This window comes from Streptococcus mitis, assembly GCF_023109235.1.
Taxonomy (GTDB): domain Bacteria; phylum Bacillota; class Bacilli; order Lactobacillales; family Streptococcaceae; genus Streptococcus; species Streptococcus mitis_DA.
On the sequence record NZ_JALDUC010000006.1, the window covers coordinates 79,318 to 98,868 of the forward strand.

Annotated in this window: 18 protein-coding genes; 17 read left to right on the top strand and 1 reads right to left on the bottom strand. The window is 40.4% G+C overall.

The window, feature by feature from the left end; genetic code table 11:
* Positions 1-114 precede the first annotated feature (114 nt).
* The 11 genes from metG (at position 115) to ciaH (ending at position 11,038) form a co-directional block, all read left to right on the top strand.
* Entirely contained in the window at positions 115-2,112 is a 1,998-nt protein-coding gene (metG, locus tag M1F55_RS05030) for a methionine--tRNA ligase (RefSeq protein WP_247947404.1), read from the top strand.
* Between the two features lie 133 nt (positions 2,113-2,245).
* Positions 2,246-2,566: a PadR family transcriptional regulator gene (locus M1F55_RS05035; RefSeq protein WP_153209912.1), complete on the top strand. Its 321-nt coding sequence runs from the start codon at positions 2,246-2,248 to the stop codon at positions 2,564-2,566.
* A 3-nt stretch (positions 2,567-2,569) separates the two neighbouring features.
* Positions 2,570-3,385: a hypothetical protein gene (locus M1F55_RS05040; protein ID WP_247947405.1), complete on the top strand. Its 816-nt coding sequence runs from the start codon at positions 2,570-2,572 to the stop codon at positions 3,383-3,385.
* A 69-nt stretch (positions 3,386-3,454) separates the two neighbouring features.
* The gene (locus tag M1F55_RS05045) at positions 3,455-3,691 is read left to right on the top strand and encodes a DUF2829 domain-containing protein (RefSeq protein ID WP_000141913.1); all 237 of its coding nucleotides are present in this window, start codon (positions 3,455-3,457) and stop codon (positions 3,689-3,691) included.
* Entirely contained in the window at positions 3,684-4,382 is a 699-nt protein-coding gene (locus M1F55_RS05050) for a 3-oxoacyl-ACP reductase (RefSeq protein ID WP_247947406.1), read from the top strand. Before M1F55_RS05045 ends, M1F55_RS05050 begins: the two co-directional genes overlap by 8 nt.
* A 10-nt stretch (positions 4,383-4,392) precedes the next feature.
* Positions 4,393-4,911 (top strand): NUDIX hydrolase, encoded by a 519-nt coding sequence (locus M1F55_RS05055; protein ID WP_247947407.1) that lies wholly within the window; start codon positions 4,393-4,395, stop codon positions 4,909-4,911.
* Entirely contained in the window at positions 4,871-5,719 is an 849-nt protein-coding gene (locus M1F55_RS05060; protein WP_247947408.1) for a putative PEP-binding protein, read from the top strand. Before M1F55_RS05055 ends, M1F55_RS05060 begins: the two co-directional genes overlap by 41 nt.
* Positions 5,716-6,156: an ASCH domain-containing protein gene (locus M1F55_RS05065; RefSeq protein WP_247947409.1), complete on the top strand. Its 441-nt coding sequence runs from the start codon at positions 5,716-5,718 to the stop codon at positions 6,154-6,156. Before M1F55_RS05060 ends, M1F55_RS05065 begins: the two co-directional genes overlap by 4 nt.
* 122 nt (positions 6,157-6,278) lie before the next feature.
* Positions 6,279-8,825, top strand: a complete 2,547-nt coding sequence (locus M1F55_RS05070; RefSeq protein WP_247947410.1) for a M1 family metallopeptidase — start codon at positions 6,279-6,281, stop codon at positions 8,823-8,825.
* A 214-nt stretch (positions 8,826-9,039) separates the two neighbouring features.
* A complete protein-coding gene (ciaR, locus tag M1F55_RS05075) occupies positions 9,040-9,714 on the top strand; it encodes a two-component system response regulator CiaR (RefSeq protein WP_247947411.1) in 675 nt (224 codons plus the stop codon).
* Positions 9,704-11,038, top strand: a complete 1,335-nt coding sequence (ciaH, locus tag M1F55_RS05080) for a sensor histidine kinase (RefSeq protein WP_247947412.1) — start codon at positions 9,704-9,706, stop codon at positions 11,036-11,038. The genes ciaR and ciaH overlap by 11 nt, the downstream gene beginning before the upstream one ends.
* Before the next feature lie 33 nt (positions 11,039-11,071).
* Here the strand turns inward: ciaH and M1F55_RS05085 are convergent, their stop codons facing one another.
* On the bottom strand, positions 11,072-11,359 hold the full coding sequence (locus tag M1F55_RS05085) for a DUF3270 domain-containing protein (RefSeq protein WP_064275870.1): 288 nt from the start codon (positions 11,357-11,359) through the stop codon (positions 11,072-11,074).
* A gap of 139 nt (positions 11,360-11,498) precedes the next feature.
* Here M1F55_RS05085 and M1F55_RS05090 point away from each other — a divergent pair, with 139 nt between their 5' ends.
* From M1F55_RS05090 to gyrB, 6 genes are all read left to right on the top strand, one after another.
* Positions 11,499-12,428, top strand: a complete 930-nt coding sequence (locus M1F55_RS05090) for a peptidase U32 family protein (RefSeq protein ID WP_247947413.1) — start codon at positions 11,499-11,501, stop codon at positions 12,426-12,428.
* A gap of 198 nt (positions 12,429-12,626) precedes the next feature.
* Positions 12,627-15,077 carry a bifunctional DnaQ family exonuclease/ATP-dependent helicase gene (locus M1F55_RS05095; protein WP_153198789.1) on the top strand — a complete coding sequence of 817 codons (2,451 nt, stop codon included), beginning with the start codon at positions 12,627-12,629 and terminating at the stop codon, positions 15,075-15,077.
* Between the two features lie 36 nt (positions 15,078-15,113).
* Positions 15,114-16,337, top strand: a complete 1,224-nt coding sequence (locus tag M1F55_RS05100; protein ID WP_153198790.1) for an FtsW/RodA/SpoVE family cell cycle protein — start codon at positions 15,114-15,116, stop codon at positions 16,335-16,337.
* Between the two features lie 10 nt (positions 16,338-16,347).
* Positions 16,348-16,902, top strand: coding sequence for a DJ-1 family glyoxalase III (locus M1F55_RS05105; protein WP_247947414.1), 555 nt, complete (start codon positions 16,348-16,350; stop codon positions 16,900-16,902).
* A gap of 85 nt (positions 16,903-16,987) precedes the next feature.
* Complete coding sequence (locus tag M1F55_RS05110; protein WP_247947415.1) at positions 16,988-17,551, top strand: HAD family hydrolase; 564 nt, start codon at positions 16,988-16,990, stop codon at positions 17,549-17,551.
* A gap of 14 nt (positions 17,552-17,565) precedes the next feature.
* Entirely contained in the window at positions 17,566-19,512 is a 1,947-nt protein-coding gene (gyrB, locus tag M1F55_RS05115) for a DNA topoisomerase (ATP-hydrolyzing) subunit B (RefSeq protein WP_247947416.1), read from the top strand.
* Positions 19,513-19,551: the final 39 nt, after the last annotated feature.

The window sequence follows — 19,551 nt, forward strand, 5'->3', positions numbered from 1 at the left end:
GATGGACACTTGTCTATCTTGTTTTTGTATGGATTTCCCTATCGAAAATCATTAAAAATGTGATATAATGAAGTGTTAGAAAAACAGGTTTCATTTGCCTGGAAAGGAAAAATTATGTCTGAAAAGAATTTTTATATTACAACACCGATTTACTATCCATCTGGTAAACTTCATATTGGTTCTGCCTACACAACCATCGCCTGTGATGTCCTAGCCCGTTACAAACGCCTGATGGGTTACGATGTCTTTTATCTGACAGGTCTTGATGAGCACGGTCAGAAAATCCAGCAGAAAGCAGAAGAAGCTGGCATTACACCTCAAGCCTATGTTGATGGGATGGCAGTTGGAGTCAAAGAACTCTGGCAATTACTAGATATCTCATACGATAAATTTATCCGTACAACTGATGACTACCATGAAAAAGTTGTCGCACAAGTCTTTGAACGCTTGCTGGCTCAAGATGACATCTATTTGGGTGAATACTCTGGTTGGTATTCAGTTTCAGATGAGGAATTCTTTACAGAAAGCCAGCTCGCAGAAGTATTCCGTGATGAAGCTGGAAATGTAACTGGCGGTATTGCTCCATCAGGTCACGAAGTGGAATGGGTTTCTGAAGAATCATACTTCCTTCGCCTCAGCAAATACCAAGATCGTCTGGTGGAATTTTTCAAAGCTCATCCTGAATTTATCACTCCAGATGGTCGTCTGAATGAAATGCTTCGCAACTTTATTGAGCCAGGTTTAGAGGATTTGGCGGTTTCTCGTACAACCTTTACATGGGGTGTGCCGGTACCATCAAATCCTAAACACGTTGTATACGTTTGGATTGATGCCCTTCTTAACTATGCGACAGCGCTTGGATACGGTCAAGATGAACATGGTAACTTTGACAAATTCTGGAATGGCACAGTCTTCCACATGGTAGGAAAAGACATCCTTCGTTTCCACTCAATCTACTGGCCAATCCTTCTTATGATGTTGGATATCAAATTGCCAGATCGTTTGATTGCTCACGGTTGGTTCGTCATGAAAGACGGCAAAATGTCTAAATCTAAAGGGAATGTCGTTTACCCTGAAATGTTGGTAGAGCGTTATGGACTAGATCCACTTCGTTACTATCTCATGCGTAGCCTTCCAGTTGGTTCAGACGGAACCTTCACTCCTGAAGACTATGTTGGCCGTATTAACTATGAATTGGCCAATGACCTTGGAAATCTCCTTAACCGTACGGTTTCTATGATTAACAAGTACTTTGATGGACAAATTCCTGCCTATGTAGAAGGTGTGACTGAATTTGATAATACTCTTGCTCAAGTAGCTGCTGAATCAATCGCTGACTACCATACACACATGGAAGCAGTTGACTACCCACGTGCCCTAGAAGCAGTATGGACTCTTATCTCTCGTACTAATAAATACATCGACGAGACAGCTCCATGGGTCTTGGCTAAGGATGAAGCGCATCGTGACCAATTGGCAAGTGTTATGAGTCACTTGGCAGCCAGTCTTCGTGTCGTAGCTCACTTGATTGAACCGTTTATGATGGAGACCAGTCGTGCAGTCTTGACTCAACTTGGATTGGAAGAAGTAGCGAGCCTTGAGAACTTGAGTTTGGCTAATTTCCCTGAGGGTGTAACAGTAGTTGCCAAAGGAACACCAATCTTCCCACGTTTGGATATGGAAGAAGAAATCGCCTATATCAAAGAACAAATGGAAGGAAATAAATCAGCAGTTGAAAAAGAATGGAATCCAGATGAAGTTGAGCTCAAACTAAACAAGGAAGAAATTAAGTTTGAAGACTTCGATAAGGTTGAAATTCGTGTTGCAGAAGTCAAAGAAGTTTCCAAAGTAGAAGGTTCTGATAAGCTGCTCCAATTCCGCCTAGATGCTGGTGATGGTGAAGACCGTCAAATCCTTTCAGGAATTGCGAAGTACTATCCAAACGAACAAGAATTGGTTGGTAAGAAAGTCCAAATCGTTGCCAACCTCAAACCTCGTAAAATGATGAAGAAATATATCAGCCAAGGTATGATTCTCTCAGCTGAACATGATGGAAAATTAACCCTTCTTACAGTTGATCCAGCTGTACCAAACGGAAGTGTGATTGGGTAAAAATAGACAGGACTAGTTCATGCTAGTTCTGTTTTTTTATTTAACTATTATGCTTTACAAACTAGTGTGAAAGTAGTATACTATAGGTGAAACTACTAGTAGGTATTACAAAGTAGATTAGAAGGGAGAAGGGATGAAGGAAACTCAACTATTAAAAGGTGTTCTTGAAGGTTGTGTCTTGGATATGATTGCTAAAAAAGAGCGATATGGTTATGAGTTGGTTCAGACTTTGCGAGAGGCTGGCTTTGATACTATCGTTCCAGGAACTATTTATCCTTTGTTGCAAAAGTTAGAAAAAAATCAATGGATTAGAGGCGACATGCGTCCGTCGCCAGATGGTCCAGATCGGAAGTATTTTTCGTTAACCAAAGAAGGAGAAGAGCGTGTCTCGATCTTTTGGCAACAATGGGATGATTTGAGTCAAAAAGTAGAAAGGATTAAGAACGGGGGTTAAACCATGAAGAAAATGAAGTATTATGAAGCAACAAGCGCTTTGTTGCATGAGTTTTCTGAGGAGAATCAGCAGTATTTTGAGGAGCTGTGGGATAGTTTTAATCTTGCTGGATTTCTCTATGATGAGGACTATCTCAGAGAGCAAATCTATTTGATGATGTTAGATTTCTCAGAAGCAGAACGAGATGGCATGAGTGCAGAGGATTATCTAGGTAAGAATCCTAAAAAAATAATGAAAGAGATTCTCAAGGAAGCGCCACGCAGTTCGATCAAGGAGTCACTGTTGACGCCAATCCTTGTCCTAGCGGTATTACGTTATTATCAACTACTAAGCGATTTTTCGAAAGGCCCTCTCTTAACAGTTAATTTGCTCACGTTTTTAGGGCAACTTCTTCTTTTTCTGATTGGATTTGGGCTTGTGGCTACAATCTTACGTTGGAGCTTAGTCCAAGATTCTCCTAAGATGAAAATTGGCACTTATATTGTCGTTGGGAGTATAGTTCTTCTAGTTGTTCTAGGATATGTAGGAATGGCAAGTTTCATACAAGAAGGGGCCTTTTATCTTCCTGCTCCCTGGGATAGTTTATCTGTCTTTACAATTTCGCTGGTCATCAGTGTTTGGAATTGGAAAGAAGAGTTTTTTCGTCCCTTTAACAGTATGATTGTTGCCCACCTTATTGTAGGTTTTCTGCTCCGTTACTATGAGTGGATGGGCATTTCAAATGCTTTCCTCACAAAAATCATTCCTTTAGCTGTCCTATTTATTGGAATCTTTCTCTTTTTCCGTGGGTTTAAGAAGATAGTATGGAGTGAAATATAGTCAAAAAACCGTTGTAAAGCGGTTTTTTGTTATAATTAAAAGAAGAATGTAGAATTAAAGGAGAAAAACATGACTTTTGAAGAAATCTTGCCTGGGTTAAAGGCTAAGAAAAAATATGTACGCACTGGTTGGGGAGGGGCTGAAAATTATGTCCAACTTTTTGACACTATCGAGCAAAACGGGGTTGCGCTTGAAGTGACACCCTATTTCCTAATCAACGTGTCTGGAGAAGGAGAAGGTTTTTCCATGTGGAGCCCAACACCTTGTGATGTTTTGGCAACAGATTGGGTAGAAGTGCATGACTAGACGTGTACTCATTACAGGGGTGAGCTCAGGTATCGGATTAGCTCAAGCTTACCTCTTTTTAGAGAATGGCTATCAAGTTTATGGAGTTGACCAAGGTGAAAATCCACTTTTACAGGGTGATTTCCACTTTTTACAGAGAGATTTGACCTTGGACTTGGAGCCTATTTTTGACTGGTGTCCTCAGGTGGATGTTTTGTGCAATACTGCTGGAGTTTTGGATGATTACAAACCACTTTTGGAGCAATCAGCCCAGGAAATTCAAGAGATTTTTGAAATCAACTATGTGACTCCTGTTGAGTTGGCTCGCTATTATTTGACACAAATGCTGGAAAATAAAAAGGGGGCCATCATTAATATGTGCTCCATAGCTTCTAGCCTAGCTGGAGGCGGTGGACATGCCTATACTTCTTCGAAGCACGCCCTAGCTGGCTTTACCAAGCAGTTGGCTTTAGACTATGCGGAAGCTGGGATTCAGGTCTTTGGTATCGCTCCAGGAGCCGTCAAGACAGCTATGACCTCTGCAGACTTTGAGCCGGGTGGATTGGCTGACTGGGTGGCTAGTGAAACGCCAATCAAGCGCTGGATTGAGCCAGAGGAAGTAGCAGAGATCAGCCTTTTCTTAGCAAGTGGAACAGCAAGCGCTATGCAAGGACAAATCCTGACAATAGATGGTGGCTGGAGCTTAAAGTAGGAGTAGTTGGATGGAAATCAAAAAACACTTTGGAGTTTATGGTGTTTGCTATAAATATGGTTACCTTCTTTGTATTCAAAAAACAGCAGGTCCCTACAAAAATAGGATAGACCTTCCTGGTGGCAGTCAGCAACTTGGTGAAGGACTGACGGAAACGCTGATTAGAGAAGTTTTGGAAGAGACGGGATTTACTGTTAGAAGCTACTCCAATCCTCGAATCTACGATGTTTTTGTCAGGGAAGAGTTAACAAATTTTATGGTTCACCATATCATGGCCTTGTATGATATTGAGATAAACGAGAAGGCATCTCAAGTGAATATTTCTGAAACTGTCTCTGATGGTGTGAATGATTCTCTTGGATATGTTTGGAAGGCAATTCAAGAAATCACAGAAGAAAATGCATCGCCATTAGTCTTGAAGGTTAAGTCTGAATTAATAGGATTTCCAGAACTGGACAAGACCTTGTATATGAATTGGAAGGTGAATGATGAGAAACCAACTAGCTCTGAGTGGCGAAAAAATTCTTGAAAAAATTTATCCTCAGTTATTGCACCACGTAGGTATGATTAGAGGCGAATACTTGTTGAGAGAGCTCAATCAAAATATCCTGTTACCAAATTGTCAGCAATTTGTAAAAGATTATCTAGACACTATTTGTTCCTTGTACTCAGATGAGGAGGTCTGGTATCGTTTTTCTGAATTAACGAATACAGAAGCTAATTGTTTAGGGGGAACTAAACAGCATTTTGACGAACGTCATCCTTTGTTTGGTTATAGAGGAACTAGGCGTTTACTAGCGTGTCTGGATGAATTTCAGGCTGAGGCAAATGTCGTTACAGAAGTTTATCAAAATAATCCCAATTTGTCTCTTATTTTTCCTTTTGTTAATGATGCTGAGCAGTTAAGGCAAGTTATTACAGTATTACGTCAGCATGGTTTTACTGGGAAAGTCGGCACGATGATTGAATTACCGTCAGCGTATTTTGACTTGGATAGGATACTGGAAACGGATATTTCAAAGATTGTAGTTGGAATGAATGATTTGACTTCTTTTATTTTTGCGACTGTGAGAAACAGTCAATGGCATGATATGGAAAGTCCAATAATGTTAGATATGCTAAGACAGATGCAGGATAAAGCAAGGATGAAAAAGATTGACTTTGCTGTAGCAGGCTATCTGAATGCTTCTTTCATACAAAAAATGAATCAGATGGGTATCAAGTGTATTATCCACTACAGTTCTATTCCAGAGATTTTTAATTTAGAGATTGATCATCCAGACCATCTCAAACGTGTAAAAGAAGTGAGTAAAAAATTACAAAGGAGCAACCCATGACGCCGCAAGAAATGTGGAATGCGTATAAGCAAATTAACCCCGCGATTGGAGATGAGATAGATGCCTGGGCTTTTGGAGTAGAGGCAGATCTCTTAGCTGACTTGGTTCTAAGAGGCGAAAAGACAGCAACTGCATCAGCTTACGATCTCTACGCACTAGAAGAGGAACCCCTTCCGCAAGAAGGAACCTTTGATGTCATTTTAGACAGTCAAGATCAGGCTGTCTGCATTGTCGAAATTACCAAGGTTTCCGTTCAGCCCTTTCATCAAATTTCTGCTGACCATGCCTACAAGGAAGGGGAGGGGGATAAATCCTTAGCTCATTGGCGGCAGGTTCATGAGGACTTCTTCACTGAGTGGCTGCGCGAGGCAGGGTTGACTTTTACACTTGAAAGCAAGGTTGTTTTAGAAGAATTTCGCAAGGTCTACCCACTGTAGGCTATTAGAAGGAAGAAAGTTTTGGAAATCATCGTCCAATCCTTTTTTCTTAAGCAAAACATGATATAATAAGTTTGTTTGAAGAAGAGCTCTAGCTCTTAAACTTAGAATAGGAGAAAACTATGCAAGCAGTTGAACATTTTATTAAGCAATTTGTTCCTGAACATTATGATTTATTTTTAGACTTGAGTCGTGAGACCAAGACTTTTTCAGGAAAGGTGACTATTACTGGTCAAGCACAGAGTGACCGTGTTTCCCTTCACCAAAAAGACTTGGAAATCGCTTCTGTAGAAGTTGCAGGGGAAGCTCGCCCATTCACAGTTGATCATGACAACGAAGCTCTTCATATTGAATTAGCTGAGGCTGGTCAAGTTGAAGTTGTTATCGCTTTTTCAGGTAAAATTACAGACAACATGACAGGGATTTACCCTTCTTATTACACAGTTGATGGAGTTAAGAAGGAGGTCTTGTCAACTCAATTCGAGAGCCATTTTGCCCGCGAAGCCTTCCCATGTGTGGATGAGCCAGAAGCTAAAGCAACTTTTGACCTCTCTCTACGTTTTGACCAAGCAGAAGGTGAATTGGCCTTGTCTAACATGCCTGAGATTGATGTGGAAAACCGCAAGGAAACAGGCATCTGGAAGTTTGAGACAACACCTCGCATGTCTTCTTACTTGTTAGCCTTTGTAGCAGGTGATTTGCAAGGGGTAACAGCGAAAACTAAAAACGGTACCCTCGTAGGTGTCTACTCAACCAAAGCCCACCCACTATCTAACCTTGATTTCTCACTAGATATTGCCGTTCGCTCAATCGAGTTTTATGAAGATTACTACGGAGTTAAATATCCAATCCCTCAATCTCTCCATATCGCCCTTCCTGACTTCTCAGCTGGTGCTATGGAAAACTGGGGTCTTGTGACCTACCGTGAAGTTTACTTGGTTGTGGATGAGAACTCAACATTTGCTAGCCGTCAACAAGTTGCCCTTGTTGTGGCCCATGAATTGGCTCACCAATGGTTTGGTAACCTTGTAACGATGAAATGGTGGGATGACCTTTGGCTCAATGAAAGCTTTGCTAACATGATGGAATATGTCTGTGTGGATGCTATTGAACCAAGCTGGAATATTTTTGAAGATTTCCAAACAGGTGGTGTTCCGTCTGCGCTTAAACGCGATGCTACTGATGGTGTTCAGTCTGTTCACGTCGAAGTTAAACACCCAGATGAAATCAATACTCTCTTTGACGGAGCTATCGTCTATGCCAAAGGAAGTCGCCTCATGCATATGCTTCGTCGTTGGCTAGGTGATGCTGATTTTGCTAAAGGTTTGCATGCCTACTTTGAAAAACATCAATATGGAAATACCATTGGTCGCGACCTTTGGACTGCCCTTGGTCAAGCATCAGGCCGTGATGTTGCAGCCTTTATGGATTCTTGGTTGGAACAGCCTGGTTACCCAGTTCTCACTGTCAAAGTTGAAAATGATGTCTTGAAGATTTCACAAAAACAATTCTTCATCGGTGAGCACGAAGACAAGAACCGTCTATGGGTTGTGCCACTGAATAGCAACTGGAAAGGCTTGCCTGATACACTTGAAACTGAAAGTATCGAAATCCCTGGCTACGCAGCTCTTCTTGCTGAAAACAAAACAGCCCTTCGTCTCAACACTGAAAATACAGCCCACTATATTACAGACTATCAAGGAAACTTGTTAGAAGCTGTTCTTGCTGACCTAGTTGAGCTTGATAACACAAGCAAACTGCAAATCGTCCAAGAACGTCGTTTGCTTGCTGAAGCAGGGCATATTTCTTATGCAGACTTACTCCCAGTCCTTGATAAACTTGCTAAAGAAGAATCTTACCTTGTCGTTTCAGCTGTTTCTCAAGTGATTTCTGCCCTAGAGCGCTTTATTGATGAAGGAACAGAAGCTGAAAGAGTCTTCAAAGAATTGGTTGCTAAATTGGCTCGTCACAACTATGACCGTCTTGGTTTTGAAGCTAAAGATGGCGAGTCAGATGAGGATGAATTGGTTCGTCAGTTGGCTGTTTCTATGATGATTCGTTCAAATGATGCAGCAGCTAGTCAAGTCGCTAGTCAAATCTTCGCAACTCACAAGGAAAATCTTGCAGGACTCCCAGCAGCAATCCGTTCACAAGTTCTTATCAATGAGATGAAACATCATGAGACCAAAGACTTGTTAACACTTTATCTTGATACTTATACTCACGCAACAGATGCTGTCTTTAAACGTCAGTTGGCAGCGGCTCTTGCCTATAGTAAAGATGCGGACAATATCCAAACCTTGATTTCTTCTTGGAAAGACAAATTTGTGGTTAAACCACAGGACTTATCTGCATGGTACTTCCAGTTCTTAAGCCATCAAGCAACTCAGGAAACAGCATGGTCTTGGGCTCGTGAAAACTGGGCTTGGATTAAGGCTGCTCTTGGTGGAGATATGAGCTTTGATAGCTTTGTTATCCTTCCTGCACACGTATTTAAGACTCAGCAACGCTTGGCAGAGTACAAAGAATTCTTTGAGCCACAACTTTCTGACCTTGCTCTTAGTCGTAACATCGGTATGGGAATCAAGGAAATTGCAGCACGTGTTGACTTGATTAACCGTGAAAAAGCTGCAGTGGAAGCAGTTGTTCTTCAATACGGAACTAAATAATTAAGCCTAAAATAAAAAGAAAACTCAGCTATCTCATGTAATACTCTTCGAAAATCAAATTCAAACCACGTCAGCGTCGCCTTACCGTACTCAAGTACAGCCTGCGGCTAGCTTCCTAGTTTGCTCTTTGATTTTCATTGAGTATAAAATGCAGAGAGTTGAGTTTTTTTTAAGGCAAATTTGGTATAATGGTTTTAATAAGGAGGAGTTTCTCATGATAAAAATCTTATTGGTTGAGGATGACCTAGGCCTGTCAAATTCAGTATTTGACTTTTTAGACGATTTTGCGGATGTCATGCAGGTATTTGATGGGGAAGAAGGTCTCTACGAAGCTGAGAGTGGCGTTTATGACTTGATTTTGCTCGATTTAATGTTGCCTGAAAAAAATGGCTTCCAAGTATTGAAAGAATTGCGTGAAAAGGGAGTTACGACACCAGTTCTGATTATGACTGCCAAGGAAAGTTTGGATGACAAGGGACACGGTTTTGAACTAGGAGCGGATGATTATCTGACCAAACCTTTCTACCTAGAAGAACTCAAAATGCGGATTCAAGCCCTTCTCAAACGTTCAGGTAAGTTTAATGAAAATACCTTGACTTATGGAAATATTGTGGTTAATTTGTCAACCAATACCGTTAAAGTCGAAGATACTCCTGTCGAATTGCTGGGGAAAGAGTTTGATTTATTAGTCTATTTCCTTCAAAATCAAAATGTGATTTTGCCGAAGACTCAGATTTTTGATCGTCTATGGGGATTTGATAGTGACACAACGATTTCAGTTGTAGAAGTTTATGTTTCAAAAGTCCGTAAGAAATTAAAAGGAACCACTTTTGCAGAGAATTTGCAAACCTTGCGTAGTGTTGGGTATATTTTAAAAGATGTTCAGTAAACTAAAAAAAACATGGTATGCGGATGACTTTAGTTATTTTATCCGCAACTTTGGTGTCTTCACTCTGATTTTCTCTACCATGACCTTGATTATTTTACAGGTCATGCATTCGAGTCTTTATACTTCGGTGGATGATAAGCTTCATGGACTGAGTGAAAATCCTCAGGCAGTTATTCAGCTTGCGGTAAATAGGGCAACAGAAGAGATTAAAGATTTAGAGAATGCCGCTACAGATACTAGCAAGACTGAGATAAAACCCAATGTCAGTTCCAACACAGAAGTCATTCTTTTTGATAAGAATTTTACCCAGCTCCTTTCTGGAAATCGATTTTTGGGCTTGGATAAGATTAAGTTAGAGAAAAAAGAACTAGGACATATCTATCAGATTCAAGTTTTTAATAGCTATGGACAAGAAGAAATCTATCGCATGATTTTGATGGAAACGAATATCAGTTCGGTTTCAACAAATATCAAGTATGCGGCTGTCTTGATTAATACCAGTCAGTTGGAGCAGGCAAGTCAAAAGCACGAGCAATTGATTGTGGTCGTGATGGCTAGTTTCTGGATTTTGTCTTTGCTTGCCAGTCTTTATCTAGCTCGAGTCAGTGTTCGGCCTCTGCTTGAGAGCATGCAGAAGCAGCAGTCCTTTGTGGAAAATGCCAGTCATGAGTTACGAACTCCACTTGCAGTTTTGCAAAATCGTTTAGAGACCCTTTTCCGGAAGCCAGAAGCTACCATTATGGATGTGAGTGAAAGCATTGCATCGAGTTTGGAAGAAGTCCGAAATATGCGTTTTTTGACGACAAACTTGCTGAATTTAGCTCGTAGAGATGATGGGATTAAGCCGGAACTTGCAGAAGTTCCAACTAGTTTTTTCAATACGACTTTCACAAACTATGAGATGATTGCTTCTGAAAATGACCGTGTCTTCCGTTTTGAAAATCGCATTCATAGAACGATTGTCACAGATCAGCTTCTTTTAAAACAACTGATGACCATCCTATTTGATAATGCTATCAAATATACTGAGGAGGATGGTGAAATTGATTTTATGATTTCAGCGACCGATCGCAATCTTTATTTGCTAGTTTCCGATAATGGAGTCGGTATCTCAGCAGAAGATAAGAAGAAAATTTTTGATCGTTTTTATCGAGTGGATAAGGCTAGAACCCGCCAAAAAGGTGGTTTTGGTTTAGGATTATCCCTAGCCAAGCAAATTGTAGATGCGCTAAAAGGAACCATTACTGTCAAAGATAATAAACCAAAGGGAACAATCTTTGAAGTGAAGATTGCCATCCACACACCATCGAAAAAGAAAAAATAAAAATATCGCTCCAGCTGGGGCGATATTTTGGATTTATCTTCTACGTTTTCGTTTGATAATAGACCGTTGAACTTTTAAAACAAGTAAGCTAGATCCGATTGCTGCGGCAAAGGCAAGAGCAGTTGATAATTTTAATGCTAAAAAGATAAAACTAAAGATAGCAATACAGATACAAAAAACAGCGATATTAACAAAAAATAGGATTTCCTTGAGATTGGCATCAGATTGCACTTCAGGTGTATAATCTTGATAGCGAGGAACCTGTTGGCTTAATTCTTCTTGATAGTCTACCTCATAGGATTGTAATTTTCTTACGGGCATTATTCTCTCCTTAACAGTACATACCTATTTTATCATTTTTTCAGCAAAGAATTATTACAGAAAGGTTACAATAAGAATAAAGTCCCTTTTCATTTTTAAAGAATGGCTGATTTTGGAGAAATGTGGTATAATTTTTCTTATGGAAAAGATTATCATTACAGCAACTGCTGAAAGTATTGAACAAGTTGAACAACTGCTCGAAGCTGGCGTAGACCGTATCTATGTTGGTGAGAAAGATTTTGGCCTTCGTCTGCCAACAACCTTTAGTTATGACCAATTGCGTGAAATCGCTAATCTGGTTCATGATGCGGATAAGGAATTGATTGTTGCGGTTAACGCCCTCATGCACCAAGATATGATGGATCGTATCAAGCCTTTCTTAGACTTTTTGGAAGAAATCAAGACAGACTACATTACGATTGGGGATGCAGGTGTCTTTTACGTAGTCAACCGCGATGGTTATTCCTTTAAGACCATCTACGATGCTTCAACCATGGTAACTAGCAGTCGCCAGATTAACTTCTGGGGACAAAAGGCTGGCGCATCTGAGGCTGTTTTGGCGCGTGAAATTCCATCTGCTGAACTCTTCAAAATGCCAGAGATTTTGGAAATTCCTGCTGAAGTTTTGGTTTACGGAGCTAGCGTTATTCACCATTCTAAGCGTCCTCTCTTGCAAAACTATTATAACTTTACACATATCGATGACGAAAAGACTCGCAAGCGTGACCTCTTCTTGGCTGAGCCAAGTGACCCAGAGAGCCACTATTCCATTTTTGAAGACAATCATGGTACCCATATCTTTGCCAATAACGACCTTGATTTGATGACAAAATTGACAGAATTGGTAGAGCATGGTTTCACTCACTGGAAACTAGAAGGGCTCTACACTCCTGGTCAGAACTTTGTTGAGATTGCAAAACTCTTTATTCAAGCGCGTAGCTTGATTCAAGAGGGTAACTTTAGCCATGACCAAGCCTTCTTGCTGGATGAAGAAGTGCGTAAACTTCACCCTAAAAACCGTTTCCTTGATACAGGATTTTATGACTACGATCCTGACATGGTTAAATAAAGTAAATGGATAGTTGAGAGAAGGAAGATGCAAACATTTCTTCTCTCAATTTTTCTTATTCTCCAATATTTTCAAAAAATAAGTAGGCTAGGATGCTCTGTTTACTGGGATTTTTTAGAAAAGTAACCCTCTTGAGTTTGAAAATTATCCTATGTTTGCAGGTGCTAAATGGCCCTTTTTTTGGTATAATTTTTTATAATGAAAACGATTGGTAATCGCTATGTTGTGGTGGATTTAGAGGCAACTAGCACAGGTAGTAAGGCTAAAATTATCCAAGTGGGAATTGTTGTGATTGAGGACGGAAAAATCGTTGATCACTATACGACAGATGTCAATCCACATGAACCCTTGGATGCTCATATAAAAGAACTGACAGGATTGACAGACCAACGTCTGGCGCAAGCACCTGATTTTTCGCAAGTTGCTAGAAAAATCTTTGACTTGGTGGAGGATGGGATTTTTGTAGCCCATAATGTTCAGTTTGATGCCAATCTCTTGGCGGAAAATTTATTTTTTGAAGGCTATGAACTAAGAAATCCTCGTGTTGACACGGTCGAATTGGCTCAGGTCTTTTTCCCTAAACTGGAAAAATATAGTTTGCCGATATTGTGTCGAGAATTAGGAATTCCTCTAAAACACGCTCACACAGCCCTTTCAGATGCCCAAGCTACTGCGGAATTACTCCTTTTTCTACGAGAAAAGATGGCACAGCTTCCTAAAGGTCTCTTGGAACGCCTGCTGGAAATGGCTGACGCCCTCTTATATGAGTCCTACCTGGTTATTGAAGAAATTTATCGCAGCCAATCTATCCTGAGTTCTCTAGACTTGGTCGAAGTTCAAGGACTGTATTTCAAGAAAACTGGAGCTCCCCTGGAGTCACGAAAACTATCTCAGGATTTTTCTAAAAATATTTCTCTGTTGAATCTTGAAGTGAGGGAGGAGCAAGAAAGTTTTGCTAGAGAGGTTGGCTTGCTATTGAAAGATGAGCCTGTCTCTCTGATTCAAGCATCGACAGGGATTGGGAAAACCTATGGCTATCTCTTACCCGCTTTATCTCAAGCCAAAGAGCGTCAGATTGTCCTTAGCGTTCCGACAAAGATTCTTCAAAATCAAATCATGGAAGAAGAAGGTAAACGTCTCAAGGAAGTGTTCCATATAGATATTCATAGTTTAAAGGGACCACACAATTATCTGAAGTTGGATGCCTTTTATCGTTCCTTGCAGGAAAATGATGAAAATCGCTTATTTAGACGCTTTAAAATGCAACTCTTGATCTGGCTGACTGAGACAGAGACAGGAGATTTGGATGAAATTGGGCAACTCTACCGTTACCAACATTTTCTGACAGATCTTCGTCATGATGGGAATTTATCATCCAAGAGTTTATTTGTGACGGAAGATTTTTGGAAACGTAGTCAAGAAAGGGCACAAGCTTGCAAGCTCTTAGTGACCAATCATGCCTATCTTGTAACCAGACTTGAAGATAATCCTGAATTTGTCAGTGATCGTTTATTGATTATTGATGAAGTCCAAAAAGTTTTGTTGGCCCTAGAAAATCTGCTTCAAGAGACCTACGATATCCAGTCTATTATCGATTTGCTTGATAAGGCTTTACTGGAGGAGCAAAATAAGGTTCAGCAACGAATACTAGAAAGTATTCGCTTTGAGTGCTTCTACTTGATAGAACAATTTCAGTCTGGCAAATCTAGGAAAAATATCTTAGATTCTCTTGCCAATCTCCATCAGTATTTTTCAGAATTAGAGGTAGAAGGCTTTGGGGAACTGGTCCGCTATTTTACGGCTGAAGGTGATTACTGGCTTGAAGCAACTGAAACGAGTCAAAAGAAAATTCAGATTTCTTCTACAAAATCAGGCCGTATTCTTCTATCTTCCTTAGTGCCTGATTCATGCCAAGTCTTGGGAGTGTCGGCCACTCTTGAGATTAGTCAAAGAGTTTCTTTGGCAGACCTGTTAGGCTATCCCGAAGCTAAATTTGTTAAGATTGAAGCTTGTAAAAAACAGGATCAAGAAGTGGTCTTGGTCAAAGATTTTCCTCTAGTAACAGAAACCTCCTTAGAAGTCTACGCCAAAGAGGTAGCTGATTTGCTGATGGATGTTCAAGATTTCCAGCAACCGATTTTAGTTCTCTTTACTTCTAAAGACATGCTTCTAGCAGTATCGGATTTACTTCCAGTTAGTCATTTGGCTCAGTATAAAAATGGGGATGTTCATCAGCTTAAGAAACGCTTTGAAAAAGGTGAACAACAAATCCTGCTTGGTGCAGCAAGTTTCTGGGAGGGAGTTGATTTTTCAAGTCATCCTTTTGTGATTCAAGTTGTACCAAGACTTCCTTTCCAAAATCCCCAAGAACCCTTGACGAAAAAGATCAATCAGGAACTAATTCAAGAAGGAAAAAATGCCTTTTATGATTATCAGTTGCCAATGGCCATTATTCGTTTAAAGCAAGCTTTGGGAAGAAGTATGAGACGTGAACACCAACGTTCCTTAACTCTTATTTTGGATAGGAGAATTGTCGGAAAGCGATATGGCAAACAAATTGTGACTTCTCTAGCAAAAGAAGCGACCGTTAAAACCGTCTCTCGATCCGAAGTTGATGAGGCTGTTGATAAATTTTTAAATGAACTTTGATAAATAGTATTGTATGAAAGTATAAGGTTAGTGTATATGAAACGTTCTCTCGACTCTAGAGTCGATTATAGTTTGCTATTGCCAGTGTTTTTTCTACTGGTTATTGGCGTGGTGGCTATCTATATAGCTGTTAGTCATGATTATCCAAATAATATTCTGCCCATTTTAGGGCAGCAGGTCGCCTGGATTGCCTTGGGGCTTGTGATTGGTTTTATCGTCATGCTCTTTAATACAGAATTTCTTTGGAAAGTGACCCCCTTTCTGTATATTTTAGGCTTGGGACTTATGGTCTTACCTATCGTCTTTTATAATCCAAGCTTAGTTGCATCAACGGGTGCCAAAAACTGGGTATCGGTAAATGGTGTTACCTTGTTCCAGCCGTCAGAATTTATGAAGATATCCTATATCCTCATGTTGGCTCGTGTGATTGTCCAGTTTACCAAAAAACATAAGGAATGGAGACGCACAGTTCCGCTGGACTTCTTGTTGATTTTCTGGATGATTCTCTTTACTATTCCAGTCCTAGTTCTTTTGGCACTTCAAAGTGACTTAGGGACAGCTTTGGTTTTTGTAGCCATTTTCTCAGGAATCGTCTTGCTATCAGGAGTTTCTTGGAAAATTATTATCCCAGTATTTGTGACTGCTGTAACAGGAATTGCTGGTTTCTTAGCTATTTTTATCAGCAAGGACGGTCGGGCTTTTCTCCATCAACTGGGAATGCCGACCTACCAAATTAACCGTATTTTGGCTTGGCTCAATCCATTTGACTTTGCCCAAACAACCACTTACCAACAGGCTCAAGGACAGATTGCCATTGGAAGCGGTGGCTTATTTGGACAAGGGTTTAATGCTTCTAATCTGCTTATTCCAGTTCGAGAGTCGGATATGATTTTCACGGTTATCGCAGAAGATTTTGGCTTTATTGGCTCTGTTTTTGTTATCGCCCTTTATCTCATGCTGATTTACCGTATGTTGAAGATTACTCTTAGATCAAATAACCAGTTCTATACCTATATTTCCACAGGTTTGATTATGATGTTGCTCTTCCATATCTTTGAGAATATCGGTGCCGTGACAGGTTTGCTTCCTTTGACTGGGATTCCCTTGCCTTTTATTTCGCAAGGAGGATCGGCTATTATCAGTAACTTGATTGGCGTTGGCTTGCTTTTATCGATGAGTTACCAGACAAATCTAGCTGAAGAAAAGAGCGGAAAAGTTTCATTCAAACGGAAAAAGGTTGTATTAAAACAAATCAAATAAGGAGAAAATCATGGTAAAAGTAGCAGTTATGTTAGCTCAAGGCTTTGAAGAAATTGAAGCTTTGACAGTTGTAGATGTCTTGCGTCGTGCAAATATTACTTGTGATATGGTTGGTTTTGAAGAGCAAGTGACGGGTTCGCATGCTATCCAAGTAAGAGCAGATCGTGTCTTTGATGGTGATTTATCAGACTATGATATGATTGTCCTTCCTGGCGGGATGCCTGGTTCTGCACATTTGCGCGATAATCAGGCCTTGATTCAAGAGTTGCAAAGTTTCGAGCAAGAAGGGAAGAAATTAGCAGCCATTTGTGCGGCACCAATTGCCCTCAATCAAGCAGGAGTTCTGAAAAATAAGCAGTACACTTGCTATGATGGCGTTCAAGAGCAAATCCTTGATGGTCAATATGTCAAGGAAACAGTAGTGGTAGATGGACATTTGACAACCAGTCGAGGCCCCTCAACAGCCCTTGCCTTTGCCTACGAATTGGTGGAGCAATTAGGAGGAGACGCAGAGACTTTACGAACAGGAATGCTCTATCGAGATGTCTTTGGTAACAATCAGTAAAACGGGAGTCAAACTCTCGTTTTTTTATGTGGAAAACTCAGGGAAATCATCGCTTTTTTAAGGAAAAAATGGTATAATGAAAGCTATGAAATATCACGATTATATCTGGGATTTAGGTGGAACTTTACTAGATAATTATGAAACTTCAACAGCTGCCTTTGTTGAAACTTTGGCACTGTATGGTATCACACAAGACCATGACAGTGTCTATCAAGCTTTAAAGGTTTCTACTGATTTTGCAATTGAGACATTCGCTCCCAACTTAGAGCATTTTTTAGAAAAGTACAAGGAAAATGAAGCCAGAGAGCTTGAACACCCGATTTTATTTGATGGAGTTTCTGACTTATTGGAGGACATTTCAAATCAAGGTGGGCGTCATTTTTTGGTCTCTCATCGAAATGATCAGGTCTTGGAAATTTTAGAAAAAACCTCCATAGCAGCTTATTTTACGGAAGTAGTGACTTCTAACTCAGGCTTTAAGAGAAAACCAGATCCTGAGTCTATGATTTATTTAAGAGAGAAGTATCAGATTGATTCTGGGCTTGTCATTGGTGATCGGCTGATTGATATCGAAGCAGGTCAAGCTGCAGGCTTGGATACCCACTTGTTTACCAGTATCGTGGATTTAATACAAGTATTAGACATGTAAGAAAAAGGAATAAGATGACAGAAGAAATCAAAAATCTGCAGGCACAGGATTATGATGCCAGTCAAATTCAAGTTTTAGAGGGCTTAGAGGCTGTTCGTATGCGTCCAGGGATGTATATCGGGTCAACCTCAAAAGAAGGTCTTCACCATCTAGTCTGGGAAATTGTTGATAACTCAATTGACGAGGCCTTGGCAGGATTTGCCAGCCATATTCAAGTTTTTATTGAGCCAGATGATTCGATTACTGTTGTCGATGATGGGCGTGGTATCCCAGTCGATATTCAGGAAAAAACAGGCCGACCTGCCGTTGAGACTGTCTTTACAGTCCTTCATGCTGGAGGAAAATTCGGCGGTGGCGGCTATAAGGTCTCAGGTGGTCTTCACGGAGTGGGGTCGTCAGTAGTTAATGCTCTTTCCACTCAGTTAGATGTTCATGTCCACAAAAACGGTAAGATTCATTACCAAGAATACCGTCGTGGTCATGTTGTCGCAGACCTTGAGGTGGTTGGGGATACGGATAAAACGGGAACAACAGTTCACTTCACACCAGACCCAGAAATCTTCACTGAAACAACAACCTTTGATTTCGATAAATTAAACAAACGCATTCAAGAGTTAGCCTTTCTAAATCGTGGTCTTCAAATCTCCATCACAGATAAGCGCGAAGGTCTGGAACAAACTAAGCATTACCACTATGAAGGTGGGATTGCTAGTTATGTTGAATATATCAACGAGAACAAGGATGTAATCTTTGCTACACCAATCTATACAGACGGTGAGATGGATGATATCACAGTTGAGGTAGCCATGCAGTACACAACTGGTTATCATGAAAATGTCATGAGTTTCGCCAATAATATTCATACACATGAAGGTGGAACGCATGAACAAGGTTTCCGTACAGCCTTGACACGTGTTATCAATGATTATGCTCGCAAGAATAAATTACTTAAAGACAATGAAGACAACCTGACAGGGGAAGATGTCCGAGAAGGACTAACTGCAGTTATTTCAGTTAAACACCCAAATCCACAGTTTGAAGGACAAACCAAGACCAAACTGGGAAATAGCGAAGTGGTTAAGATTACCAATCGCCTCTTCAGTGATGCTTTCTCTGATTTCCTAATGGAAAATCCACAGATTGCCAAGCGAATCGTGGAAAAAGGGATTTTAGCTGCTAAGGCTCGAGTCGCTGCCAAGCGTGCGCGTGAAGTCACTCGTAAAAAATCTGGTTTGGAAATTTCCAACCTTCCAGGGAAACTAGCAGACTGTTCTTCTAACAACCCTGCTGAAACGGAACTTTTCATCGTCGAAGGAGACTCAGCTGGTGGATCAGCCAAATCTGGTCGTAACCGTGAATTTCAGGCAATTCTTCCAATTCGCGGTAAAATTTTGAACGTTGAAAAAGCTAGTATGGATAAGATTCTTGCTAATGAAGAAATTAGAAGTCTTTTTACAGCGATGGGAACAGGATTTGGCGCAGAATTTGATGTTTCAAAAGCTCGTTACCAAAAACTCGTTTTGATGACCGATGCCGATGTCGATGGAGCCCACATTCGTACCCTTCTTTTAACCTTGATTTATCGTTATATGAAACCAATCCTAGAAGCTGGTTATGTTTATATTGCCCAACCACCAATCTATGGTGTCAAGGTTGGAAGCGAGATTAAAGAATACATCCAGCCAGGTGCAGATCAAGAAATAAAACTCCAAGAAGCTTTAGCCCGTTATAGTGAAGGTCGTACCAAACCGACTATTCAGCGTTATAAAGGTCTTGGTGAAATGGACGACCACCAATTGTGGGAAACAACCATGGATCCAGAACACCGCTTGATGGCTAGAGTTTCTGTGGATGATGCTGCAGAAGCAGATAAAATCTTTGATATGTTGATGGGGGATCGAGTAGAGCCTCGTCGTGAGTTTATCGAAGAAAATGCCGTCTATAGTACACTTGATGTCTAAAAAATCGGGAGAAGTAGTTCCCTTGGTCTAAAAAATATG